The following is a 25,337-nucleotide window of genomic DNA, read 5'->3' on the forward strand; positions in this document are numbered from 1 at the left end:
TCAAGTGCGTCAAAATGGTGAACGCCCGCTACATTTTGGTGATTCCAACATTTTTTAGTTTATTTTCAATAGGTTATATCTTGAATAAGCTTGTAAAAAATACGCTTGCCCAATCGGAAAACTCGGGCTAGTTTCTATTCCTGTCACCGATGTCAGGAATAAACCTGAGATGGGAACGCAGCATTACAACACTTAGAACTGGCACAAGCCGGTCAAGCCTGTGAGGAATTCGACATGTCGCTGTTGATCCGTGGCGCCACCGTAATTACCCATGATGAAAGTTACCGCGCCGATGTTTTATGCGCAGGCGGTCTAGTTCGCGCTATTGGCATGGACCTGGACATTCCTGTCGGCACCGAAGTGCTCGACGGCAGTGGCCAATACTTGATGCCCGGCGGCATCGACCCCCACACCCATATGCAACTGCCCTTCATGGGCACCGTGGCCAGCGAAGATTTTTTCAGCGGCACGGCGGCGGGTTTGGCCGGCGGCACCACATCGATCATCGATTTCGTGATTCCCAACCCGCAGCAGTCGTTACTGGAAGCCTTCCATCAGTGGCGCGGCTGGGCGGAAAAATCGGCGGCCGACTACGGTTTCCATGTCGCGATCACCTGGTGGAGCGAACAGGTGCGCGAGGAAATGGCCGAGCTGGTCAGCCACCACGGTATCAACAGCTTCAAGCACTTCATGGCCTACAAGAACGCGATCATGGCGGCGGACGACACCCTGGTCGCCAGCTTCGAACGCTGCCTGGAACTGGGCGCGGTGCCCACCGTGCATGCGGAAAACGGCGAGCTGGTGTACCACCTGCAACGCAAGCTGATGGCCCAGGGCATCACCGGCCCGGAAGCGCACCCGCTGTCGCGGCCGTCCCAGGTGGAAGGCGAAGCGGCCAGCCGGGCGATCCGGATCGCCGAAACCATCGGCACGCCACTGTACCTGGTGCATGTGTCCACCCGAGAAGCCCTGGATGAGATCACCTATGCCCGTGGCAAGGGCCAGCCGGTGTACGGCGAAGTGCTCGCCGGCCATCTGCTGCTGGACGACAGCGTCTATCAGCACCCCGACTGGCAGACTGCAGCCGGCTATGTGATGAGCCCACCGTTCCGTCCGCGCGGGCACCAGGAGGCGCTTTGGCACGGCCTGCAATCGGGTAACCTGCACACCACCGCCACCGACCACTGCTGCTTCTGCGCCGAGCAAAAAGCCGCCGGGCGCGACGACTTCAGCAAGATCCCCAACGGCACCGCCGGGATCGAAGACCGCATGGCACTGCTATGGGATGAAGGGGTCAACACCGGCCGCTTATCCATGCAGGACTTCGTTGCGCTGACCTCCACCAACACCGCGAAGATCTTCAACCTCTACCCCCGCAAAGGTGCGATCCGCGTGGGTGCCGATGCCGACCTGGTGCTGTGGGACCCGCAGGGCACACGCACCATTTCCGCCAAGACCCACCACCAGCAGGTCGACTTCAACATCTTCGAAGGCAAGACCGTGCGCGGCGTGCCGAGCCACACCATCAGCCAGGGCAAGCTGGTCTGGGCCGATGGCGACCTGCGCGCCGAGCGCGGGGCCGGGCGCTATGTGGAGCGGCCGGCGTATCCGGCGGTGTTCGAGCAGTTGAGCAAGCGGGCCGAGCATTCCAGGCCAATTGCTGTGAAGCGCTGAACATACAGCGCACATGATCGTTCTCACGCTCTGCGTGGGAATGCAGCCAGGGACGCTCCGCGTTCCAAGAGCGGACGCAGAGCGTCCAGTGAGGCATTCCCACGCAGAGCATGGGAACGATCGCCCATCAGAGGCAGAACCTCAATAACCGTGAGGCCACCACCGTGATCCAGACCCTGACCCACCTCCCCCATCCCGTAGAAGATGGCGCAACCCTCGCCAGCCATTTCACCGACCTGGCACCGCCTCTCAACGCCCGCCAGGCCCAACTGGAAGCCTCACGCTGCCTGTATTGCTACGACGCGCCGTGCGTGAATGCATGCCCCAGCGAGATCGATATCCCCTCGTTCATCCGCAATATCCACACCGATAACGTGCAGGGCGCCGCGCAGAAAATCCTCTCGGCCAACATCCTCGGCGGCAGCTGTGCGCGGGTCTGCCCCACCGAAATCCTGTGCCAGCAGGCCTGTGTCCGTAATAACGCCGAAGAATGTGCGCCAGTTCTGATTGGCCTGTTGCAGCGCTATGCGGTCGACAATGCCCACTTCAGCGAACACCCGTTCCAACGCGCCGCGCCCACCGGCAAACGCATCGCCGTGGTCGGCGCCGGGCCCGCCGGCCTGGCCTGCGCCCATCGCGCGGCCTTGCACGGCCACGACGTGGTGATTTTCGAAGCGCGGGAAAAGGCCGGCGGCCTGAATGAATACGGGATCGCCAAATACAAACTGGTGGATGACTTCGCCCAGAAGGAGCTGGAGTTCCTGCTGCAGATCGGCGGCATCGACATCCGCCACGGCCAGCGCCTGGGCGACAACCTGACCCTGAGCGAACTGCACCAGCAATTCGATTCAGTATTTCTCGGCCTGGGCCTGGCCGCCAGCAAGCAACTCGGTCTACCCCATGAGGACGCCCCCGGCCTGCTCGCCGCCACCGACTATATCCGCGAACTGCGCCAGGCCGATGACCTGACCCAACTGCCGCTGGCCGACCGCTGCATCGTGCTCGGCGCCGGCAACACCGCCATCGACATGGCCGTGCAGATGGCCCGCCTCGGTGCCCGCGATGTCAACCTCGTCTACCGCCGTGGCCTGGCCGATATGGGCGCCACCCACCATGAGCAGGACATCGCCAAGGCCAACCAGGTACGTCTGCTGACCTGGGCTCAGCCTGAAGAGGTGTTGCTCGACGATAAGGGCCACGTTCGCGGCATGCGCTTTGCTCGCACACGCATGGAAAACGGACGTCTGAGTGCCACGGGAGAAACCTTCGAACTGGCCGCCGATGCGATATTCAAGGCCATTGGCCAAGGCTTCGATAACGAGGCGTTGCACGACCCACTGGCCCAGCAACTGCACCGCGTGGGCGAGCGGATTTTCGTCGACGAGCACCTGCGCACCAGCATTCCAGGCGTCTATGCCGGCGGCGACTGCGTCAGCCTCGGCCAGGACCTTACCGTGCAGGCGGTACAACATGGCAAGCGGGCCGCCGAGGCCATGCACGCCCAACTCATGCTGAATGTGGAGGCTGCGTAATGGCCGATCTCTCGATTGTCTTCGCCGGTATCAAAGCCCCCAACCCGTTCTGGCTGGCCTCCGCGCCGCCCACCGACAAGGCCTACAACGTGGTCCGGGCTTTTGAAGCCGGCTGGGGCGGCGTGGTGTGGAAAACCCTCGGCGAGGACCCGGCGGCGGTCAACGTATCCTCGCGTTACTCGGCGCACTATGGCGCCAACCGTGAAGTGCTGGGCATCAACAACATCGAGCTGATCACCGACCGCTCCCTGGAGATCAACCTGCGGGAAATCACCCAGGTGAAAAAGGACTGGCCCGACCGCGCGCTGATCGTGTCGCTGATGGTGCCTTGCGTTGAAGAGTCGTGGAAAAACATCCTGCCCCTGGTGGAAGCCACCGGCTGCGACGGTATCGAGCTCAACTTCGGCTGCCCCCACGGCATGCCAGAACGCGGCATGGGCGCGGCGGTGGGCCAGGTGCCGGAGTACGTGGAACAGGTGACGCGCTGGTGCAAGACCTATTGCTCGCTGCCGGTGATCGTCAAGCTCACGCCGAATATCACCGACATCCGCGTGGCGGCACGCGCGGCGTATCGGGGCGGGGCGGATGCGGTGTCGCTGATCAACACCATCAACTCCATCACCAGCGTCGACCTGGAGCGTATGGTCGCGCTGCCGACGGTTGGCACCCAGAGCACCCACGGCGGTTATTGCGGTTCGGCGGTCAAGCCGATCGCCCTGAACATGGTCGCTGAAATTGCCCGCGACCCGCAGACCCAAGGCTTGCCGATCTGCGGGATCGGCGGCATCGGCACCTGGCGCGACGCCGCCGAATTCGTCGCCCTCGGTTGCGGCGCGGTGCAGGTGTGCACGGCGGCGATGCTGCATGGGTTTCGCATCGTCGAAGAGATGAAGGACGGGCTGTCGCGCTGGATGGACAGTCATGGCTACCAGAGCCTGCAAGCGTTTTCCGGCCGCGCGGTGGGCAATACCACGGACTGGAAGTATCTGGACGTCAACTACCAGGTGATCGCCAAGATCGACCAAGAGGCGTGCATTGGCTGTGGGCGTTGCCATATTGCCTGTGAGGATACCTCGCACCAGGCCATCGCCAGCCTGAAACAAGCGGACGGCACGCATAAATACGAAGTGATCGATGATGAATGCGTGGGCTGCAACCTGTGCCAGATCACCTGCCCGGTGGCCGATTGCATCGAGATGGTGCCCATCGACACGGGCAAGCCGTTTTTGAATTGGACGCAGGATCCGAGGAATCCGTGCAGGGAGGCGGTGTAGCCCTTCAGGCCTCATCGGGGGCAGCCCCCTTCCACATTCGACCGAGTCTGTCTGAATGAATGCGGTCAAGTGTGGGAGGGCTTGCCCCCGATGAGGCCCCAAGCCCCACCACGATACTCAAGGCTCCAACCCAATCCCCCGCAGAATCACACTGGTCACCGTCTGGATCGCCTTCTCGAACTGCATATCCGACAACGGCTGGTGATCATTCAAAATCGTCACCTGGTGATCAAAGTCGGCGTAGTGCTGGGTCGATGCCCAGATCATATACAGCAGGCTCGACGGTTCCACCGGCAGGATGCGTTTGTCTTCCACCCACTGGCGAATTTTCGCTTCCTTCATCTTGGCCCAGTCGTACAGGCTTTCGTCGAGCGCCTCACCCAGGGTCGGCGCGCCGTGGATGATTTCGTTGGCCCAGACTTTCGAGCCGTACGGCCGTGTGCGTGAACGCTGCATCTTGGCGCGGATGTAGCTGCTGAGCACCACCCGTGGGTCATCGTAGGTTTCAAAACTCAGGGCATCCTGTTTCCACAGGTCCAGCAGATCGAACAGCACCGCGCTGTACAGCTCGCTCTTGGTGGTGAAGTAGTAATGCAGGTTGGAGCGCGGCAGTTGCGCTTGTTCGGCGATGTCGGCCATGGCGGTGCTGCCATAGCCTTTCTCGGCGAAGACTTTCTCCGCCGCCAGCAGGATTTTTTCGACGTTGGCTCGGCGAATGCCACTCTTGTGATTGCCCATATGGGCTCCCTGACAAAGACATAAACCAAAGACTACCACCGCTCTAGATCGGGGCGACAGGCACAGTCGAAACTTCGTACACTGCCCGCTCTTCCCCATTGATTGGTATTGCACAATGTTGATCAAGCAAGCCCTGACCACCGTTGCCCTGCTCGCGTCCCTGCTGGGCGCTTCGGCGGCATTTGCCCATGCCCACCTGAAAAGCGCCACCCCGGCGCAGGACAGTACCGTCACCGCGCCCAAAGACCTGCGTCTGACTTTCAGCGAAGGCGTCGAGGCCACCTTCACCAAGGTGTCCCTGAGCAAGGACGGCACCGAAGTCGCTATCAAAGGCCTGGAAACCCCGGACGCCGACAAAAAAGTCCTGGTGGTCACACCGGCCGCGCCGCTGGCAGCCGGCACTTACACCGTCGAGTGGCATGCGGTCTCCGTCGACACCCACAAAAGCGAAGGCACTTATCGCTTCAAGGTCGGCCAATAAGCGATGGCAACCCTGCTGGTGCTGTGCCGCTTCGTGCATTTTATCGTCGTGCTGCTGATGTTCGGAGCCTGGGCCTTCAGGCCCTGGCTGCTGGGCGGCGATACACAGCCGGCGTTGGACCGCACCTTGCTGCGCCTCACCCGTGGGCTGGCCTGGATCGGCCTGGCGTCCGGCGCGGCCTGGTTGCTGCTGATCACCGCGAGCATGGCCGGCGGCTGGGACGCAGCACTGCAGCCGAACACCGTACGCCTGGTGTTGAGTAAGACGTTCTTCGGCCAGGTGTGGGTCTGGCACCTGTTACTGAACCTGCTGCTGGTGATCGCCCTGGTCAAACCCTGGCCGGCGCTGCGCCTGCCGCTGCTGGCACTGTTGCTGGCCACTCTGGCCCCGGTGGGGCACGGCGCTATGCTGGACGGGATGAGCGGACGCCTGCTGATCCTCAACCAAATGGTACACCTGGTGTGTGTCGGCGCGTGGCTGGGCGGGTTGCTGTTGCTGGTGCTGATCTTCAGGCAAGCGCCGCGTTACCGGCTGGAGCCGGTCCTCAGGCGTTTCAGCGGCGTCGGCTATGGCCTGGTTGCGGCGTTGCTGGTGAGCGGGTTGATCAACGTGCGTGTCCTCACCGGGCAACTGTGGCCCACGCCGTTGTTCAGTGGTTTTGCCTTGATTCTATTGATCAAGGTGATGCTGGTGCTGGGCATGTTGGGCTTGGCCCTGCTGAACCGGCTGCGCCTGGATAGCGACGAACAGCGCTTGGCCAGTTTGAAAGGCAGCGTAATGCTGGAGTGGCTGCTCGGTGTTTGTGCGGTAGCGGCCGTTTCGGTGCTGGGCACCTTGCCTCCGATGGTCCTGGCTGGCTGAAATGTGGGAGGGGCGGTGCGACGATTCGACTTGCCTGCGATAGCCATAGGTATCTACACAGGTCTTAGAGGCCGACACATAACTCTGTGGGGAGCAGGCCTGCCCTGTGGTGAGCTGGCTCACCACAGGAGCCTCAAGGGATGTTTTCACTGATACCCGTGCCGCCCCTCCCACAGTAACCTCGCGCACCTTAGTCATCGTATGACTTCTGCTTGACACTCCGAGAATTTCTCGCAAATATCCGCACCAATGTTGTACGACGACGTATGACATCTAATAAAAACAACAAAAGAATGGAGCGTCACTGTGAGTCAACTCGCCCGCAATTCCTGCGCACGCCTGGGCCTGGTCGGCCTCGGCAGCCTGGCCATCACCCTGCCCTTCGCCGCGCATGCCGACGGCTTTGTCGACGACGCCAAGGCCACCCTCAACCTGCGCAACGCCTATTTCAACCGTAACTTCACTAACCCAGGCAACGCCCAGGGCAAGGCTGAAGAGTGGACGCAGAACTTCATTCTCGACGCCAAGTCCGGTTACACCCAAGGCACCGTTGGCTTCGGAATTGACGTGCTGGGGCTGTACTCGCAGAAACTCGATGGCGGTAAAGGCACCGGCGGCACCCAGTTGTTGCCGATCCACGACGACGGCCGCCCCGCCGACAACTTCGGACGCCTGGGCGTGGCGCTGAAAACCAAGTTGTCGAAGACTGAATTGAAAGTCGGCGAATGGATGCCGGTGCTGCCGATCCTGCGCTCCGACGATGGCCGCTCACTGCCGCAAACCTTCCGCGGCGGCCAGGTCACGTCCAATGAAATCGCGGGCCTGACCCTCTACGGCGGGCAATTTCGCGGCAACAGCCCGCGCAACGACGCGAGCATGGAAGACATGTTCATGAACGGCAAAACCGCGTTCAAGTCCGACCGTTTCAACTTCGGCGGCGGTGAATACACCTTCAATGACAAACGCACCCAGGTCGGCCTGTGGTACGCCGAGCTCAGAGATATCTACCAGCAGCAGTACGTCAACCTCATCCACAGCCAACCGCTGGGCGACTGGACCCTGGGCGCCAACCTCGGTTTTTTCAACGGCAAAGAGGACGGCAGCGCACTGGCCGGCGACCTCGATAACAAAACCGCGTTTGCCCTGCTCTCGGCCAAGTACGGCGGCAACACGTTTTACGTGGGCCTGCAGAAACTCAGCGGCGACAGCGTGTGGATGCGCGTCAACGGCACCAGCGGCGGCACCCTGGCCAACGACAGCTACAACTCCAGCTACGACAACGCCAAGGAAAAATCCTGGCAACTGCGTCACGACTTCAACTTCGCGGTGCTCGGCGTACCCGGCCTGACCTTGATGAACCGCTACATCAGCGGCAGCAACGTGCACACCGGAACGATCACTGACGGCAAGGAATGGGGCCGCGAATCGGAACTGGCCTACACCGTGCAGAGCGGCGCGCTGAAAAACCTCAACGTGAAATGGCGCAACTCAACGATGCGTCGGGATTTCAGCACCAACGAGTTCGATGAGAACCGGATATTCATCAGCTACCCGATCTCGCTGCTCTAAAGATTGCACAACCTGAAACTGACGCCCAACTCATGTGGGAGGGGGCTTGCCGCCGATGAGGCCGGGTCAGCCGATGTTTCCTTAGCTGACCCACCGCTGTCGCGGCGAGCCGAATCGACGTTGACAACCCGGAGCTCCGTAACAATACTTCGCCATACTCATACGACAACCTACAACAAAAATCTGGAATGCTCATGACCACCATCACCCCAACTCCCTTCCATCGCCTGCTGCTCACCGGGGCCGCCGGCGGCCTGGGCAAAGTCCTGCGCGAACGCCTGCGCCCCTACGCCCACGTACTGCGCCTGTCGGATATCGCCGAGATGGCCCCCGCCGCCAACGCCCAGGAAGAAGTGCAGCCGTGCGATCTTTCGGACAAACAAGCCGTGCATCACCTGGTGGAAGGCGTCGACGCAATTTTGCACTTTGGCGGCGTGTCGGTGGAGCGACCGTTCGAGGAGATTCTCGGCGCGAATATCTGCGGGGTTTTCCATATCTACGAAGCCGCGCGCCGCCATGGCGTCAAACGGGTGATCTTCGCCAGCTCCAACCATGTGATCGGCTTCTACAAGCAGGACGAAAAAGTAGACGCCCGCTCCCCGCGCCGCCCGGACAGCTACTATGGTCTGTCCAAGTCCTACGGCGAAGACATGGCGAGTTTCTACTTCGATCGCTACGGCATCGAGACCGTCAGCATCCGCATCGGCTCCTCGTTCCCCGAGCCGCAGAATCGCCGGATGATGCACACCTGGTTGAGCTTCGATGACCTGACCCAACTACTCGAACGCGCCCTGTACACGCCCAACGTCGGCCACACCGTGGTCTACGGTATGTCGGACAACCTCGACACCTGGTGGGATAACCGCTACGCCGCGCACCTGGGCTTCGTGCCCAAGGACAACTCCGAAGTGTTCCGCGCCCAGGTAGAAACCCAGCCGCCGGTGGCTGACAACGACCCGGCCAAGGTGTATCAGGGCGGCGCGTTCTGCGCGGCCGGGCCGTTTGGCGATTGAGCGTTCACCAACCCAGGAAGTGGCCATGACTGCTGAATTGATCGTCGACGCCCGCAACGCCGTGGGCGAATGCCCGGTGTGGGTACCCGAGGAAAACGCCCTATATTGGGTGGATATCCCCAACGGCGGCCTGCAGCGCTGGAGCGCCGCCACCGGCCACCTGGCTGCGTGGAAAGCCCCGCAGATGCTCGCCTGCATCGCCCGCACCGACGCGGGCAATTGGGTCGCCGGCATGGAAACCGGGTTTTTCCAACTCACCCCGCATAACGACGCAAGCCTCGACGCCACGCTCCTGGCCCGTGTCGAGCACCCGCGCACGGACATGCGCCTGAACGATGGCCGCTGTGATCGCCAGGGGCGCTTCTGGGCCGGCAGCATGGTACTGGACATGGGCCTGAATGCGGCCGAGGGCATCCTTTACCGCTATGCGTCAGGTTCCGCGCCGCATGCTCAGCTGGAAGGCTTTATCACGCTGAACGGCCTGGCCTTCAGCCCCGACGGCCGCACGATGTACGTCTCGGATTCGCACCCGTTGGTGCAACGGATCTGGGCTTTTGATTACGACCTCGACACCGGCACACCGTCCAACCGCCGCGAGTTCGTCGACATGCACAACCACCTCGGCCGTCCCGACGGCGCCGCCGTGGACACCGACGGCTGTTACTGGATCTGCGCCAACGACGCCGGGCTGATCCACCGTTTCACCCCCGAAGGTCGCCTCGATCGCTCCTTGAGCGTACCGGTGAAAAAGCCCAGCATGTGCGCGTTTGGCGGCAGTCGCCTGGACACCTTGTTCGTCACCTCGATCCGTGATGACCAGGGCCCGCAGTCGCTCGCCGGGGGCGTGTTCGCCCTCAACCCCGGGGTGACCGGCCTGCCGGAGCCCACCTTCACCCTCTGACTGATTCTTCCTGCGCGCCTGTGTGGGCATGCATCCTGTGACGCTGCGCGTCAAGATCCAACAGCATCCAAGGCAGCGCTTCCACGTAGAGCGTGGGAGCGCTCAGCGGAGTGATCATGCTTGAACTTGAAGACCATGTGACTCACCTCACTCTGAACCCTGCCGTGGGCGGCAGCCTCGTCAACTGGTGCGTGCGCGCCACCGGCCAGCCGCTGTTACGGCATAGCGACCAGCAGGCACTGAACACCGGGCTGCCCGGCAAGCTTGGCTGCTACCCGCTGGTGCCGTGGTCCAACCGCATCGCCGAAGGCGGTTTTGAGAACCCCGACGGCTGGCTGGCCCTGACGCCCAACAGCCTTACCGACCCCTTTGCGATTCATGGTTCGGCCTGGCAGCAGGCGTGGCAAGTGGTCAGCCAAACGACGACTGAGGCAGTGTTGGAGGTGTTGTGCCAAACGCCCTTCGCCTATCGCGCCGAGCAACGGTTTCGCTTGAATAACGGCGAACTGAGCATTCAATTGTGCGTGACCCATCTGGCCGAAAAGGCGGCGTGGCATGGGTTTGGGTTGCACCCCTACTTTCCGCGCCGGGCCGGCACGCAATTGCAGGCCAGGGCGGCGCAGGTATGGCTGAGCGACGCGAGCAAGTTACCGACAGCGTTGGCGGCGATTCCGGATGCCTGGGATTTCCACATATTGAAAAACCTGCCGGATGGCCTCGTGGACAATGGCTTCTGCCAGTGGGATGGGGCCTGCCGGATCGAACAGCCGGAGCTGGGCTATGCCCTGGAGTGCCGGGCCATCGGCGCCGATTACTTCCTGCTGTACTGCCCGCCGGGGCTCGGCTTCTTTTGCATCGAACCGGTAAGCCATCCGGTCAATGCCCATCACCTGCCGGGCAGGCCGGGGCTGAAGCTGCTGGAACAGGGCCAATCAACCCACCTCGATTTCACCCTGAAATACCTCCCGCATTGACCGCAATCCTTCAGGGCGGGCTGTTTTTCAGGCGGCCGGCGGTGTCGATACTCACCACCACCGACAACCCCGGCCGCAACCGTTCGCTCTCGGCCTGATCCGGGTCGACGGTAATCCGCACCGGCACGCGCTGGGCAATCTTCACAAAATTGCCGGTGGCATTGTCGGCCTGCAACAGGCTGAACTCGGAACCGGTGGCTGGGGAAATATGCTGCACCGTGCCGTGAAACCTGCGGTGGTTCAGCGCATCCACGGTAAAGGTCACCGGCTGGCCGACCTGCACATTGTCCATCTGGGTTTCTTTCATATTGGCGATCACCCACAACTGCTTCGGCACCAGCGCCATCAACTGCGCGCCGGAGTTGACGTAGGCGCCCAGGCGCACGCCGATCTGCCCTAATTGGCCGTCACGCGGTGCGGTAATGCGGGTATTGGACAGGTCGATCCGCGCCAGCTCCACCGCCGCCTCGGCACTGGCCACCGCGGCCTCAAGGGAGCCGCGGTTGACGATCACCGTTTGCAGATCCTGCCGGGCGATTTCCAGGCTGGCCTGGGCCTGGGCCACTGCCGCCTGGGTCTGGGCATTTGCTGCGCGGGTGACGTCCAGCTCGCGCTTGGACACCGAGCCATCGCTGATCAGCTCCTGATTACGCCGCAGATCGGCGGTGCTTTTGCGCGCCTGGGCCTGGCTGTCCGCCAAGGCTGCCTGACGCAGTTTGATCGTGGCTTCGGCGCTGTTGCGCTGCTGCACTACATTGGCCAGCGCGGCCTTCTGCACCGCCAGTTGCGCCAGCGCCTGATCGAGGCGCTGCTTATAAATGCGGTCGTCCAGGCGCACCAGCAGATCGCCGGCCTTGACGTACTGAAAGTCCTGCACCGGCACCTCGAACACATAGCCGCTGAGCTGCGGGCCAATGATCGTGACCTGGCCGCGTACCAGGGCATTTTCAGTGGTTTCCACCGCGCTGCTGAACGGCGGCAATTGCCAGGCGTACAGCACAATCAACACACCGACGATGGCAATCGCGGCAAAGCCCAGGGATGACAGGATGCGCACCCGCAGCGAGCGCGGTTCATTCACGGTCGCACCCGAGGGCGTGGTGCCTTCGGGGGTGGAGGCGATGGCGTTGGTGGTAGTCGTTGTTTCAGTCATGAAGTAACGCCGCTGGATTGAACGGGAGGGGTTGCTGCCTTGGTTGTACTCATCAGCCACAGGCTGCGGATGAAGATCCACAACATGGTCAGGATGGCGATGATCGCGATCAGCATGAACACATCGTTGTAGGCCATCACATTCGCCTCACGGGTGGCCGCCGTGGCCAGGCTGCGAATGCCCATGAGGTTGCGCAGTTCCGGGTCGGCGACCAGCCCGCCATAGGCCGAACCGCCGCTCTGCACGCGCGCTGCCACACGAGGGTCGAGCAGGGTCAGGTGCTCGACGATCATGCTGGAGTGATACTTCTCGCGCACCACCTGGAAAGTGCCAAGCAACGCCGCGCCAATCAGGCCGCCGAGGTTTTGGCAGATGCCGAACATTACCGAAAAACTCACCAGGTTGCGCGGGTTGGTCAGCACGTTCCTGGTCCCCAGCACCATGGTCGGCCCCAGAAAGAACGTACCGCCAAAGCCGAGCAGGAACTGGCTGACATACAGGTTCTGCGGCCGGGTCAGGTTGTTGGAAAAGCTGTCCATCACCGACCCCGTAGCCATCAGCGCCAGGGAGATGATCAGCGGCATCAACAGATGCGCCGGATTGATCGTCAACGCACTGACCACCAGCCCGCTGATCGCCCCGGCCAGCATCACCACATACAGGGTGTGCATCTGCTCGTAGCTCATATTGAGCACCTGCATAAAACCCACCGCGCCGGTGGACTGCTCGGACAACACCATGCGAATCAACACCACCGCCAGCGCCAGGCGGATCATCACACCGCTGCCCAGCCAGCGCGTCATCAGCAGCGGGTTGGCGCGATTATGTTCGATGGCCAGGCCGGCCATGATCAGCACGAGCGAGCAAGCCGAGGCGATGCCGATCCACGGCGCTTCCAGCCACCAGTCGATACGCCCCAGGGACAGCACCGCACACAGCAGCGCTACGCCGCTGGCGAGGATCGCAAAGGTGAGGAAATCGAGTTTTTCAAAGGTCTTGAAACGGTCACCGGGTGGCAGTTTGAGCAGAAACACGCAACCCAGGCAGATCAGCGCCAGGCCCAATTCGAACAGATACAAGCCGCGCCATTCAGCGATCTGCAGCAAATCCTCGGAGAACAATCGCGCCAGCGGCAGCGCCAATTGCGCGGTGCCCAACCCCAGCACCAGGGCTTTCATACGCCACTTGGCCGGGAACGCCTGGATCATGTAGTACAACCCCAATGAACTCAGCGCCGCGCCGACCATGCCATGCGCCGCCCGCACGGCGATGGCCGAGTTAAGGTCGTTGACGAACAGATGGCCGAAGGTCACCAGCGCGTACAGCACCAGGAATACTTCGGTAAAGGCACGCAGACCGAACTGCTGGCGAAACTTCACCAGCAGCAGGTTCATGCACACGTTGGTCATCACATAGGCGGCAGGCAGCCAGGCCATTTCCGCGGTGGTCGCACCGAGTGCGCCTTGCAGGTATTGCAGGTTGGCGATCACCAACGAATTGCCCAGCCCACCGGTGATCGCCACCAGCACGCCGACCATCGCGAACAGCCAGCGCTTATAGGTGGGGTGCAATGGCGTCGACGGCGAACCGGGCAGGCTCGGGCGTTCGTGGGGTTGCCAGGCGCGGGGGGTGTATTTGTCCATTCAATGACCTAGATGACCGACGGGGGCGTCGGTGATACCTCTACTCAGAGAACAGTAAACCTGAGCGGAGTTCATCTTGCCATCTTGGGGTGGAATGGATGTCAGAAGTGGGTAGGGTCAGAAAGTGGGAGGGGCAAGCCCCCTCCCCCATTGGATCTCAGGTGCAGCCAGAGGTAAACGTCAAATCAAATCCAACCGAGCCAACTCCAGTAAGTCGCCGCCAGCACCCACATCAACCCATACCCGATCAACGTCACCAGAATCCCCACCTTGGCAAACTGTCGCGCGGTAAACGTTCCGGTGCCCAGGCACACCATGTTCTGCGGCGCGTTGATCGGCAGGATAAACCCGTAGCTCATCACAAACCCAAGCAACAGGGTCATGCCCAAGCGGTTGAATTCGCCGGGCAGGGTCTGCAGCACCGCAATCAGGATCGGCAACAGCGCCGAGGTCAACGCCGTGGCGCTGGCAAACCCCAGGTGAATCAGGATCAGGAACGCACCCAGTATCGCGAACACCCCCAGCGGCCCGACCTGATCCAATCCTGTGTGGGCCACCACCGCAGCCCCCAGCCACTGCCCGGCCTGGGTGGTCAGCAGCGCCGTACCCAGGCTGATACCCACGCCGAACACGATCACCGTGCCCCACGGAATGCGCGACTGCACATCTTTCCAGGTCATCACGCCGATGCCCGGCAGCAGCAGGAACACCAACCCGGCGTAGGTGGTCGAGGTGGTGTCGAAAGGATGCAGGCGCCCTTCCGTGGCCCATGCCAACAGCAGCAGCACCGACACCGCCAGCAAGCGTTTCTGTGGGCCGGTCGTGGGGCCGATGTCCACCAGGGACTGGGCCACCGCTTCCTTGCCGCCGGGGATGCTGTCGGTTTCCGGCGGCAGCAGCTTGAGCACCAGCAACAGCAACACTGCCGACATGATCAGCGCCCACGGCGCGCCGGCGATCAGCCAGTCAAGCCACGACACGCGCTGGCCGAGCATCTTGTCCATAAAGCCGACGGTGAGCAGGTTCTGTGCTGCGGCGGTCTGAATGCCGACGTTCCAGATGCTGGTGCCCTGGGCCACCACAATCATGATCCCGGCGGCGATATTCGAGCGCTTGTCCACGCCGAAGGCGGCGATCACGCCCATCATGATCGGCACCACACAGGCACTGCGCGCCGTGGCGCTGGGCACCACCAGGCTGAGCAGGATCGTCACCGCAATCGCCCCCAGCAGGATGCGCCGGGTGCTGGTACCGATGCGGCTCAACGTCACCAGGGCGATGCGCCGGTCCAGGCCGGTGTGGGTCATGGCCGCCGCGATGAACAAGGCCCCCGCCACCAGCGCCAGCGCCGGGTTGGCGAAGCCGGTGAGCGCCATGCCGATGGCCGGGCTGGAGCCAATCAGGTGCGCGGGGTCCTGCAGCGAGGGTGCCGTGCCGAGCAGAAATGCCATGAGCGAAGTGATCATGATCGCGCTGGCTTCATAGGACACCGCCTCGGTGATCCACACCACCACGGCAAACGCAAGGATCGCCAACATACGCTGGCCGGCCACCGGCAGGTCGGCGGGCAGCGGCAACAGCAGCACGCCGGCCAGCGCCAGCACGGCGACCACCAGGCCCATGGGCAGTTTGAAAGGTGCGGCGTTCATGGCGTACTCCAGGACTCCGGGTCAGGCCTTAAGCTTGCCGCAACGCCGGCTGCGACGTGTTGACAGGTATCAAGCTTCTAAGCCAGCAACTGGCTGAGCACGGCACGCAGCTTCCCAGGCTTGACCGGTTTGTTCAGCAGCGGCGCATCCAGCCTGCGCAGCGCGCGGCGGCATTGGTCGGTGCGGTCGGCGGTGATGATCACGGCGGGGATCTTGTGACCGAAATGCTCGCGCAGTTGCTTGACCACCAGGCAGCCCACCACCCCGTGGTCGAGGTGATAGTCGGCCAGGATCAACTCCGGCGCCCTGCCCTGCAGCGCCAGCACTGCGCCGGCCTGGTCGGTGGCGGTGACCACGTCGCAGCCCCATTGGCCCAGCAGCGCGCGCATGCTGTCGAGGATACTGATCTCGTTGTCGATCACCAGCAAACGCCGCCCCGGCAGCGGGTTGCCGGTGCTGGGCAGGGTCGGCAACTGGCTGATCGCGGGCGGCATCTCTGCGCTGATGGGCACCTCGATGCTGAACATCGAGCCGCGCCCCGGCCATGAACGCACGGCCACCGGGTAGCCGAGGATCTCGGCGATACGCTCGACAATCGCCAACCCCAGGCCCACGCCCTTGCGCTCCGACGCGCGGCCGACGTCGAGCTGGTTGAACTCCAGGAAGATCGCCTCCAGCCGGTCGGCGGCGATCCCGCGCCCGGTGTCCCACACTTCCAGGCGCAGGCAATCGCCACGGCGGCGGGCGCCGAGCAGAATGCAACCTTCATCGGTGTAGCGGCAGGCGTTGCTGAGGAAGTTACGCAGGATCCGCGTCAGCAGGCGCAGGTCGGTATGAATCGCATAACCGCCGGTGCGCGCACGCAAGTTCAGCCCCGCCGCCTGGGCCACCGACTGGAACTCCGAGACCAGCGGCGCAAACAGTTCCTCCAGGCGATACACCGCCACGTCCGGCTTGACCGCCGCCTGGTCGAGTCGCGAGATATCGAGCAGATCCGTGAGTAAGTCCTCGGCGCCTTCCAAGGCCTGATGGGTGCGCTCCACCAGTACCTGCTCGACACTGGGCAATGCCCGCTCGCGCAGGGTGGCGATCAGCAGGCGCGCGGCGTTCAGCGGTTGCAGCAGGTCGTGGCTGGCGGCGGCGAGGTATTTGTCCTTGCTGCGGTTGGCGGCCTCGGCGGCGTCGCGGGCGTCGCGCAGTTGCCGTTCCACCTGTTCACGCTGGGCGATCTGCTGTTGCAGATTGCGGTTGGCCTCCAGCAACTCATCGGTACGCGCCGCCACCCGCTGTTCCAGTTCATCGTTGAGACGGATATAGCGCCGCCGCTCGGCTTCCAGTTCGTCCAGGCGCGCTGTCAATTCGGGGTAATGGCTCTTGCGCGCCGACTGGTCGCCCAGCCCGAGCAACCCGGCAAGAGCGCGCTGCTGGTCGTTAGAGAGCTTCGCCATACACAACCTCAACGTCACGCTGGCTCGACTCGCGCGGGTTGGTGAGGATGCACGGGTCGTGCATCGCATGCTGGGACAGGAATGGAATATCCGCCACCCGCACACCGTGCAGGCCGAGGGTTTCGTGAAAGCCGATGGCGTGCTTGAGCGCAATCAGGTGTTCCACCAGCCGCGCGCAGATCTGCCGATGGTTCAGGCCTCGGCAGTCGATGCCGAAGGTCTCGGCAATCACCTTGAAGCGCTCCGGCGCCGAGTTGTAGTTGAACGCCACCACATGCTCGACCAGCACCGCGTTGCACAGGCCATGGGGCAGGTCGAGAAAGCCGCCGAGGCTGTGGGACATGGCATGCACCGCGCCAAGGATCGCATTGGAAAACGCCAGCCCGGCCTGCATGCTGCCGAGCATGATCTTTTCGCGCAGGGCAATGTCGGCCGGATTGGCGATCATCTGCACCAGGTTGCCGTTGATCAATCGCATGGCCTCCAACGCATGGGGGTCGGTGAGCGGGCCATGGCCGGTGGACACAAACGCCTCGATGGCATGCACCAATGCGTCGATGCCGGTGCAGGCGGACAGGAACGGGTCCATGCTGGCGGTGGTTTCCGGGTCGATCAGCGACACATCCGGCACCACCGCCTTGCTGACGATGGAGAACTTCATGCGTTCCTGCTGGTTGGAAATAATCACGAACTGCGACACATCCGCCGAGGTACCGGCGGTGGTCGGGATCAGGATCAGCGGCGGGCTGGGCACGCGGATGGTGTCCACGCCTTCGAAGTCCAGAATGCTGCGCCCATGGGCCACCACAATGCCGATGGCCTTGCCGCAGTCCATGGGGCTGCCACCGCCGATGGCGACGATCACATCACAATGGTTTTCCCGGTACACCTCGGCGCCGAGCATCACCTCCTCCACGCGCGGATTGGGCGACACCGCGCTGTACAGGCAGTAGTCGATGCCGATGGCCTGCAGGCTGGCTTCCACGTCGGCGACCCAACCGGCGGCGATCACACCGGGGTCGCTGACCACCAGTACTTTGCGCGCACCGAAGGTTTTGGCGTAGTTGCCGACGTTATGCCGGCAACCGGCACCGAAGATGATTTCAGGCGAGACGAATTTACGCAGGAGGCTCAGGTTGGGGCTCATTGGAAAGCCTGTTCTTATTATTTTTGGAAGATGCGCTCCACACTAACCGATCCGCAGGCGTTTGCAATCAGACCAAAGGGTCATTCCCAATAGCGCACCGGCCAGCACTGGGCTGGCCGGGTTTGAATCAACGGCTGGCGAAGTACATGGTCACTTCAAAGCCGATACGCAGGTCGGTGAAGGCGGGTTTGGTCCACATGGGAGAGTCCTCTTGTTGTGCCGGAAGATTCCGGTAAACGCATTAATGCATGGGGGGATGGGGGTGCGAATGCTACTTTCGAAGTAAATACCGCAGTGCATTGGTCGCGAATGTACAGGGAGCAAAACTATGGTATGGCGCTTGCCCCAATGCCGGTCAGTTAAGAGACGGAACGGGCAACCAGTACCCTGTGGCGAGCGGGCTTGCCCCGCGTTGGGCTGCGAAGCAGCCCCAAAACATAGTCCCGGAGCTGCCTGGCATACTGCGACGCTCCTATTGGGGGCTGCTGCGCAGCCCAACGCGGGGCAAGCCCGCTCACCACAGTTCCAGTGTTCCTCCTTAACTGACTGGCATCGGGGCTTGCCCCCGATGGCGGTGTGTCAGTCACAACTGTTTAAGCTGACACTCCCTCATCGGGGGCAAGCCCCCTCCCACACTGGGTCGCATTGCAATTAGAAAATCAGAAGAACCCCAACGGGTTGATGTCGTAGCTCACCAGCAGGTTCTTGGTCTGCTGGTAGTGGTCCAGCATCATCTTGTGGTTCTCACGCCCCACACCTTGTAGCCGCCGTAGCCGCGAATGTACAGGTAGCAAAACTGTGGGAGGGGGCTTGCCCCCGATGGCGGTGTGTCAGTCACAGCTGTTTAAGCTGACACTCCCTCATCGGGGGCAAGCCCCCTCCCATACTGGGTCTAATTGCAATTAGAAAATCAGAAGAACCCCAACGGATTGATGTCGTAGCTCACCAGCAGGTTCTTGGTCTGCTGGTAGTGGTCCAGCATCATCTTGTGGTTCTCACGCCCCACACCTTGTAGCCGCCGTAGCCGCGAATGTACAGGTAGCAAAACTGTGGGAGGGGGCTTGCCCCCGATGGCGGTGTGTCAGTCACAGCTGTTTAAGCTGACACTCCCTCATCGGGGGCAAGCCCCCTCCCATACTGGGTCTAATTGCAATTAGAAAATCAGAAGAACCCCAACGGATTGATGTCGTAGCTCACCAGCAGGTTCTTGGTCTGCTGGTAGTGGTCCAACATCATCTTGTGGTTCTCACGTCCCACGCCCGACTTCTTGTAGCCGCCGAACGCCGCATGCGCCGGGTACAGGTGATAGCAGTTGGTCCACACCCGACCGGCCTTGATCGCCCGGCCCATGCGGTACGCACGGTTGATGTCGCGGGTCCACAGCCCGGCGCCCAGGCCGAATTCGCTGTCGTTGGCGATGGCCAGGGCCTCGGCTTCGTCCTTGAACGTGGTGATGCCCACCACCGGGCCGAAGATTTCCTCCTGGAACACGCGCATCTTGTTATGGCCCTTGAGCAGGGTCGGCTGGATGTAGTAACCGCTGGACAGGTCGCCCTCCAGGTGCTCGGCCGCGCCGCCGGTGAGCAGCTCGGCGCCCTCCTCCTGGGCAATCTTGAGGTAGGACAGGATCTTGTCGTATTGCTGCTCGGACGCCTGGGCGCCCACCATGGTCTCGGTGTCCAGTGGATTGCCACGCTTGATCTTGACGATCTTCTTCATCACCTCGGCCATGAACGGCTCGTAGATCGACTCCTGCACCAGCGCCCGCGACGGGCAGGTGCACACTTCGCCCTGATTGAAGAACGCCAGCACCAGGCCCTCGGCGGCTTTTTCGATGAACTGGGGTTCGGCACGCATGATGTCTTCAAAGAAGATATTCGGCGACTTGCCACCCAGCTCCACGGTGGACGGGATGATGTTCTCGGCGGCCGCATGCATGATGTGCGCGCCAATCGGCGTGGAGCCGGTAAAGGCGATCTTGGCGATGCGCTTGCTGGTGGCCAGCGCCTCCCCGGCTTCGCGGCCAAAGCCCTGGACGATGTTCAGCACGCCCGGTGGCAGCAGGTCATTGATCAACTCGGCAAACACCATGATCGACAGCGGCGTCTGCTCGGCCGGCTTGAGCACGATGCAGTTACCGGCGGCCAGGGCCGGGGCGAGTTTCCACGCGGCCATCAGCAGCGGGAAGTTCCACGGAATGATCTGGCCGACCACGCCCAGTGGTTCGTGGAAGTGGTAAGCGGCGGTGTGTTCGTTGATCTCGGCGGCGCCGCCTTCCTGGGCGCGGATGCAGCCGGCGAAATAGCGGAAATGGTCGGCGGCCAGCGGCACGTCGGCGTTGAGGGTTTCGCGCACGGCCTTGCCGTTGTCCCAGGTTTCGGCCACGGCCAGCACTTCGAGGTTGTGCTCGATACGGTCGGCGATTTTCAGCAGCACCAGGGCGCGGTCCTGGGCCGAGGTCTTGCCCCAGGCATCGGCGGCGGCATGGGCGGCGTCCAGGGCCTTGTCGATATCGGCGGCGCTGGAGCGCGGGAATTCGGCGATCACTTCACCGGTGACGGGCGACGTGTTGGTGAAGTACTCGCCGTTGAGCGGTGCGACGAACTCGCCGCCGATGTAATTACCATAGCGCTGCTTGAAGCTGACGATGGCGCCAGGGGTGCCAGGTTGTGCGTAGATCATGTTGAAACCTCTGTCTGGGTCCGGGCCTGTCGATCAACAGGCGATCACCCGATAGTAAGGTGCCCCCACGGCAGGGCGAATGCGCCGTTGGCAGGGGGGTGTTGCTCATTTGGTCGTAGACCTAGTGCTTGGCCACCAGGTCTTTGGGCAACTTGAAGGTCCAGAGCATGCCGCCCTGGTTGAAGTCCTTGATGCGCTTGGCCACTTCACCGCCCCACAGCGGCACCGCGCCGCCCCACCCGGAGACCACCGAGACATACTGCTCGCCGTCCATGTCCCAGGTAATCGGCGAGCCGAGCACGCCGGAGCCGGTCTGGAATTCCCAGACTTTCTCGCCGGTCTTGGCTTTGAAGGCCTGCAGGAAACCTTCCGGCGTGCCGGTGAACACCAGGTTGCCCTTGGTCGTGAGCACGCCACCCCACAGCGGCGCGAAGTTTTTATGCCGCCAGACTTCCTTGCCGCTCACCGGATCAATGGCGCGCAGCACGCCGATGTAGTCTTCGTTCAACGGTTTGATGGTGAACCCGGCGCCGAGGAACGCCGCGCCTTTTTTGTAGGCGATGCCTTCGTTCCACATGTCCATGCCCCACTCGTTGGACGGCACATAGAACAGGCCGGTGTCGCGGTTGTAGGCCATCGGCATCCAGTTTTTCGCGCCGAGGAAGGCCGGCGCAACGAACACCGACGTGCCCTTGGCTTCGCTGCCCGGAGCGCCGGGGCGGCTGGCTTCGTTGTAGATCGGCCGGCCGTTCTTATCCAGGCCGGTGGCCCAGGTGATCTTGTCGACAAACGGGAAACCGCGGATGAACTTGCCGTTGGTGCGGTCCAGCACATAGAAGAAACCGTTGCGGTCCGCCGTGGCCGCTGCTTTGATTTCTTTGCCGCCTTCGGTGTAGTTGAAGGAGATCAGCTCGTTGACGCCGTCATAGTCCCAGCCGTCGTGGGGCGTGCTCTGGAAGTGCCATTTGATGCTGCCGTCGTCCGGGTTCAGCGCCAGGCGCGACGAGGAGTAGAGGTTGTCGCCGGGGCGCAGGTGCGAGTTCCATGGCGCCGGGTTACCGGTGCCGAACAACAGCAGGTTGGTTTCCGGGTCGTAGTAGCCGCCCAGCCACGGCGCCGCGCCGCCGGTCTTCCACAGATCGCCCGGCCAGGTCTTGCCCGCTTCGCCGCCGGAGATACCGTTTTCCACGGCCTTGCCGTCCTTGTACACATAGCCCATGTGGCCTTCGACAGTCGGCCGGGTCCACAGCAGGTCACCGTTTTTCGGGTCGTAGGCTTCGATCTTGCCCACCACGCCGAATTCGCCGCCGGCCACGCCGGTGATCAGCTTGCCGTTGACCACCAGCGGCGCGGCGCTGATGGAATAGCCTTCCTTGTGGTCGGCCACGCGTTTGCTCCACACCACCTTGCCGGTGTCTTTGTTCAAGGCCACCAGTTTGGCGTCCAGGGTGCCGAAGAACACCAGGTCGCCGTACAGCGCCACCCCTCGGTTGATCACGTCGCAGCAGGGGCGGATGTCATCCGGCAGACGCGCATCGTACTGCCAGAGCTTCTTGCCGGTGCGCGCATCCACCGCGAACACCCGCGAATAGGAGCCGGTGAGGTACATCACCCCGTCCTTGACCATCGGCTGCGCCTGCTGCCCACGCTGTTTCTCGCCGCCAAAGGAGAATGCCCAGACCGGGCGCAGGTCCTTGACGTTGTCCACGTTCAGAGTGTCCAACGGACTGTAGCGCTGGCCTTGCACACCCAGACCGTTGGTGACGATCTGCCCGGGGTTTTTCGGGTCCTGGAGAATGTCCTGATCGCTCACGGCGGCCATGGCCTGGCCGGATAACAGGATGGCACCGAGCAACACACTCAAGGCGAAGGGTTGGCGGCGGGCGGGTTGGGTCATGACGGCTACCTCTGCGGTTTTTTGTTATACCCGGGAAATTTTCCCGGTCTGGTGCCGATTCTTGGGCGCAGGGGCAGTTGTCACAATTGACCGCAGTATCGAGATTGCTAGTTCCTTAGTAGCGGGTATCGACCCGTTGCATCTGCGCGCGTTCGTAGCGCGGGTACAGGTGGCTGACGCTGCGGATCAGTTCGTAGCGGCTCAGGCTGATCGCGGCGAAACGCTCAGGGATTGGGCTGCGGATCATCTCGGCCATGGCGCTGCCCTGAGCCGCGCCGTCGCGCAAGAGTTGGTCGAGCCAGGTGAGGTAGTCGCGCATCTGTGCGAAGGGCTGTGCATCGTCGGCCACCGGACCGTGGCCGGGCACGATCAGGCGCCAGGGCAAGGCTTGCAGGGTGTCGAGGTCGGCCAGCCACACCGCCAGCCCTGGGCTGTGCGGCGTGGTGAGGGCGCGCTGGTAGAACACCAGGTCACCGGCAAACAGCACGCCGGTACGCTGGTCGAGAATGGCCAGATCGGCGCCGGTATGCCCGGCCAGCGCAAGCAAACGCAGGTCATGCTGGCCCACGCTCAATACACCGGGTTGCAGCACCTGGGTCGGCAGCACCACCTCGGTGCCGCGCATCCAGTCGCCGACCATGCGGTAGAGGTTCTCGGCCATGCTGTCGCCCTGCTCCTGCAGCAGTCGCGCGGTGTCGGCCAGGGCACCGATGGGCACGTCCTTGAACGCCTGGTTACCCAGGGCGTGGTCGGGGTGATGATGCGTGATCAGCACCTGGATTACCGGCTTGGAGGTGACCTGGGCGATGGCCTGGCGCAGGGCTTCGCCGTAGCGGCGCGACGGCCCGGTGTCGATCACCACCACGCCGGCCTCGGTGACGATAAAGGCAGTGTTGACGATATTGCCGCCATTGGCTTTGGCGAAGTTGTCGGTGCTGCCTTCAAGCAGCCAGGTGTCTTCGGCGATCAGCCGGGGCTTGAGGGTGTAGTCCAGGTCCGCCAGGGCCGGCAGGCTCAGGCCCAGGCATAACAGGAAAATCCAGCGCATGGCGCGCTCCTTCTGGTCAGGGGATGGCCGCGTCGAACTCATTGCCGCTGTTGTCGCGCAGCACCAGGCGAGTGGGTCCCGGCGCGTCGATATCGAAGGCCAGGTTGGGGTTCTCACTGACCGCCGGGAACAACTCCAGCTCGGCCAGCACCTGATCGTCCTGACCACGCAGTTGCGCATGATTGATAAAAAATTCGGGGATACCGCTGACCATGCCGTTGTCCATCGGGTGCGCCACCTGCACGCGCACGCGGCTGAATTCGCCACGGGGGTAGCGCCCGCCGAGCACCTCGCCGATGTGCTCTTCCCAACCCGGCTGGGTGCGTACCACGCTGGGCGCGGTGCAGCCGCCACCGGCCGCGTCAATCAGAGTCGAGCCCACATGCCACAGGCCGTCGTCGGTAAGCACTGCGGCGCGCAACGGCGTGGCCTGTTCGACACGAATGCGCAGCGACAACCACGGCAGCACGCCGGCCCTGGGTTGGAAGTCGACGATTTTCGGCAGTGGGTTGAGCTCGGCCCAGGCGAGGATTTTCACCACATGGCCGTTGAAGGCGCGCGCATCGATTTCCAGCGGCACCTGGCGCGCATCTTCGGCGAATGGCGGCGCCAGCAGCTTGACTCGGTCGTCGAACACGAACGGTGCCTGCGCCAGGAACTGCTTGTGATAGAAGTCCCACATCACCGACGGCACCGGGTCGACCTCCACGGCGTGGGCCGCCAGCGGCAGCCAGCAAGCCAGGATGCAGCTCAGTCGCCAGTTCATCGCCTGCTCCTATTGATACATCTCGGGCACTTCGTAGCGCAGGCCGTAATGGGCATAGATGGCGTGCACCACGCCGTCACGGATCAGGCTTTCCAGCGCTTCTTCCACCGCATAGGCCAACTGGCGATTGCTCTCGTGCACCGCCATGCCGATCTCCCAGCGTTGCTTGCCCAGGTTCGGGTAGGCGTTTTCAGCCAGGGCCAATTGCGGGTCATGGGCCTCGTGCACCTGCCAGTCAACTTCGCCGCGCATCGCCATCACGGCGTCGACCTCACCGGCCTTCATCGCCGCAAAGGCCTGGGGCACGTCGGGGTAGTGATGGGTCCTGGCGGCGAGCATGCCGTTGAACACCGAGGTGAGGTAGAACGACGGTACGCTGTCGACCTCGACGCCGATCGGGTGCCGTTCGAATACCGCCACGCTGGCGACGCTGTCCAGGCGCCGCCGGTCATAAGCCACCTGCCATTGCTCATTCTGGTACGGCCCGAACATCACCACATGGGCATTTTCCAGCTCGCCCTGATCGTTGCGCTTTTGCGCGTAATCGTGATCGTAGGGGGCACGCATCATCAGGTCGGCCAGTTGCTGGTTGTGCAACGGGCTGCCGCGCCAGATGTAGTCGCGCAGGTCGTCGTCGAGCTTCTCCCCGGCTGGCACCCAGATCAACTTGAGCTGCACCCCCAACGCCTTGGCCAGGGCCCGGGCCAGCTCCACGTCGACCCCGCGCGGGGTGCCACCGTCCTGGAAACTGTAGGGGGCAAAGTCCTGGTACACCGCCACGTTGATTTCGCCGGCGGCGATCATCTGGTCATAGCTGCGCACCTGCGCCTGTGCCGGCTGGCAGCACAGCAGGGCCAGGCCAAGCACATAAGCGAACAGGCGCATGG

The 25,337-nt window shown here is 62.7% G+C and carries 21 protein-coding genes and 2 pseudogenes; 9 read left to right on the top strand and 14 right to left on the bottom strand.

The window, feature by feature from the left end; all coding sequences use genetic code 11:
* Positions 1–234 precede the first annotated feature (234 nt).
* From hydA to preA, 3 genes are all read left to right on the top strand, one after another.
* Positions 235–1,674 carry a dihydropyrimidinase gene (gene hydA, locus QRN10_RS10805; RefSeq protein ID WP_181081739.1) on the top strand — a complete coding sequence of 480 codons (1,440 nt, stop codon included), beginning with the start codon at positions 235–237 and terminating at the stop codon, positions 1,672–1,674.
* Positions 1,675–1,838: 164 nt separating this feature from the next.
* Positions 1,839–3,206, top strand: coding sequence for an NAD(P)-dependent oxidoreductase (locus QRN10_RS10810; RefSeq protein WP_285428399.1), 1,368 nt, complete (start codon positions 1,839–1,841; stop codon positions 3,204–3,206).
* Positions 3,206–4,480: an NAD-dependent dihydropyrimidine dehydrogenase subunit PreA gene (preA, locus tag QRN10_RS10815; protein ID WP_285428387.1), complete on the top strand. Its 1,275-nt coding sequence runs from the start codon at positions 3,206–3,208 to the stop codon at positions 4,478–4,480. The genes QRN10_RS10810 and preA overlap by 1 nt, the downstream gene beginning before the upstream one ends.
* Positions 4,481–4,597: 117 nt before the next feature.
* Here the strand turns inward: preA and QRN10_RS10820 are convergent, their stop codons facing one another.
* Positions 4,598–5,218, bottom strand: coding sequence for a TetR/AcrR family transcriptional regulator (locus QRN10_RS10820; RefSeq protein ID WP_285428388.1), 621 nt, complete (start codon positions 5,216–5,218; stop codon positions 4,598–4,600).
* 115 nt (positions 5,219–5,333) lie between these two features.
* Between QRN10_RS10820 and copC the strand changes: the two genes are divergently transcribed.
* The 6 genes from copC (at position 5,334) to QRN10_RS10850 (ending at position 11,017) form a co-directional block, all read left to right on the top strand.
* Positions 5,334–5,699 (top strand): copper homeostasis periplasmic binding protein CopC, encoded by a 366-nt coding sequence (gene copC / locus QRN10_RS10825; protein WP_181081736.1) that lies wholly within the window; start codon positions 5,334–5,336, stop codon positions 5,697–5,699.
* Between the two features lie 3 nt (positions 5,700–5,702).
* Positions 5,703–6,560 (top strand): copper homeostasis membrane protein CopD, encoded by an 858-nt coding sequence (copD, locus tag QRN10_RS10830; protein ID WP_285428389.1) that lies wholly within the window; start codon positions 5,703–5,705, stop codon positions 6,558–6,560.
* Between the two features lie 306 nt (positions 6,561–6,866).
* Positions 6,867–8,129, top strand: a complete 1,263-nt coding sequence (locus QRN10_RS10835) for an OprD family porin (protein ID WP_285428390.1) — start codon at positions 6,867–6,869, stop codon at positions 8,127–8,129.
* Positions 8,130–8,323: 194 nt separating this feature from the next.
* Positions 8,324–9,142, top strand: coding sequence for an NAD-dependent epimerase/dehydratase family protein (locus QRN10_RS10840; RefSeq protein ID WP_285428391.1), 819 nt, complete (start codon positions 8,324–8,326; stop codon positions 9,140–9,142).
* A 25-nt stretch (positions 9,143–9,167) separates the two neighbouring features.
* Positions 9,168–10,043, top strand: a complete 876-nt coding sequence (locus QRN10_RS10845) for an SMP-30/gluconolactonase/LRE family protein (RefSeq protein ID WP_285428392.1) — start codon at positions 9,168–9,170, stop codon at positions 10,041–10,043.
* 116 nt (positions 10,044–10,159) lie between these two features.
* The gene (locus QRN10_RS10850) at positions 10,160–11,017 is read left to right on the top strand and encodes an aldose 1-epimerase (protein ID WP_285428393.1); all 858 of its coding nucleotides are present in this window, start codon (positions 10,160–10,162) and stop codon (positions 11,015–11,017) included.
* Positions 11,018–11,027: 10 nt separating this feature from the next.
* Here the strand turns inward: QRN10_RS10850 and QRN10_RS10855 are convergent, their stop codons facing one another.
* From QRN10_RS10855 to QRN10_RS10905, 13 genes and pseudogenes are all read right to left on the bottom strand, one after another.
* A complete protein-coding gene (locus QRN10_RS10855) occupies positions 11,028–12,170 on the bottom strand; it encodes an HlyD family secretion protein (protein ID WP_181081730.1) in 1,143 nt (380 codons plus the stop codon).
* Positions 12,167–13,813 carry an MFS transporter gene (locus QRN10_RS10860; RefSeq protein ID WP_285428394.1) on the bottom strand — a complete coding sequence of 549 codons (1,647 nt, stop codon included), beginning with the start codon at positions 13,811–13,813 and terminating at the stop codon, positions 12,167–12,169. The genes QRN10_RS10855 and QRN10_RS10860 overlap by 4 nt, the downstream gene beginning before the upstream one ends.
* A gap of 185 nt (positions 13,814–13,998) precedes the next feature.
* Complete coding sequence (locus tag QRN10_RS10865) at positions 13,999–15,462, bottom strand: DASS family sodium-coupled anion symporter (protein ID WP_181081728.1); 1,464 nt, start codon at positions 15,460–15,462, stop codon at positions 13,999–14,001.
* 77 nt (positions 15,463–15,539) lie between these two features.
* The gene (locus tag QRN10_RS10870; RefSeq protein WP_266247604.1) at positions 15,540–16,910 is read right to left on the bottom strand and encodes an ATP-binding response regulator; all 1,371 of its coding nucleotides are present in this window, start codon (positions 16,908–16,910) and stop codon (positions 15,540–15,542) included.
* Positions 16,894–18,057 carry an alcohol dehydrogenase-like regulatory protein ErcA gene (gene ercA, locus QRN10_RS10875; RefSeq protein ID WP_253508391.1) on the bottom strand — a complete coding sequence of 388 codons (1,164 nt, stop codon included), beginning with the start codon at positions 18,055–18,057 and terminating at the stop codon, positions 16,894–16,896. Before ercA ends, QRN10_RS10870 begins: the two co-directional genes overlap by 17 nt.
* A gap of 127 nt (positions 18,058–18,184) precedes the next feature.
* The gene (gene pqqA, locus QRN10_RS10880) at positions 18,185–18,256 is read right to left on the bottom strand and encodes a pyrroloquinoline quinone precursor peptide PqqA (protein WP_010209364.1); all 72 of its coding nucleotides are present in this window, start codon (positions 18,254–18,256) and stop codon (positions 18,185–18,187) included.
* Positions 18,257–18,716: 460 nt separating this feature from the next.
* Positions 18,717–18,818: pseudogene (locus QRN10_RS25300) on the bottom strand (hypothetical protein); the annotation flags it as partial.
* Positions 18,819–18,967: 149 nt separating this feature from the next.
* A pseudogene (locus QRN10_RS25305) lies at positions 18,968–19,069 on the bottom strand (hypothetical protein); the annotation flags it as partial.
* 149 nt (positions 19,070–19,218) lie between these two features.
* Positions 19,219–20,739 carry an acetaldehyde dehydrogenase ExaC gene (gene exaC, locus QRN10_RS10885; RefSeq protein WP_181081725.1) on the bottom strand — a complete coding sequence of 507 codons (1,521 nt, stop codon included), beginning with the start codon at positions 20,737–20,739 and terminating at the stop codon, positions 19,219–19,221.
* Between the two features lie 121 nt (positions 20,740–20,860).
* Positions 20,861–22,636 (bottom strand): PQQ-dependent methanol/ethanol family dehydrogenase, encoded by a 1,776-nt coding sequence (locus QRN10_RS10890; protein ID WP_285428395.1) that lies wholly within the window; start codon positions 22,634–22,636, stop codon positions 20,861–20,863.
* Positions 22,637–22,751: 115 nt separating this feature from the next.
* Positions 22,752–23,684 (bottom strand): quinoprotein relay system zinc metallohydrolase 1, encoded by a 933-nt coding sequence (locus tag QRN10_RS10895; RefSeq protein WP_253508395.1) that lies wholly within the window; start codon positions 23,682–23,684, stop codon positions 22,752–22,754.
* A gap of 16 nt (positions 23,685–23,700) precedes the next feature.
* Positions 23,701–24,450: a quinoprotein dehydrogenase-associated SoxYZ-like carrier gene (locus QRN10_RS10900; protein WP_266246008.1), complete on the bottom strand. Its 750-nt coding sequence runs from the start codon at positions 24,448–24,450 to the stop codon at positions 23,701–23,703.
* 9 nt (positions 24,451–24,459) lie between these two features.
* Positions 24,460–25,335: a substrate-binding periplasmic protein gene (locus tag QRN10_RS10905; protein WP_285428396.1), complete on the bottom strand. Its 876-nt coding sequence runs from the start codon at positions 25,333–25,335 to the stop codon at positions 24,460–24,462.
* Positions 25,336–25,337: the final 2 nt, after the last annotated feature.

Origin of the sequence: Pseudomonas sp. lyk4-R2A-8, from assembly GCF_030209095.1 — a bacterium.
In the GTDB taxonomy this organism is placed as follows: domain Bacteria; phylum Pseudomonadota; class Gammaproteobacteria; order Pseudomonadales; family Pseudomonadaceae; genus Aquipseudomonas; species Aquipseudomonas quebecensis.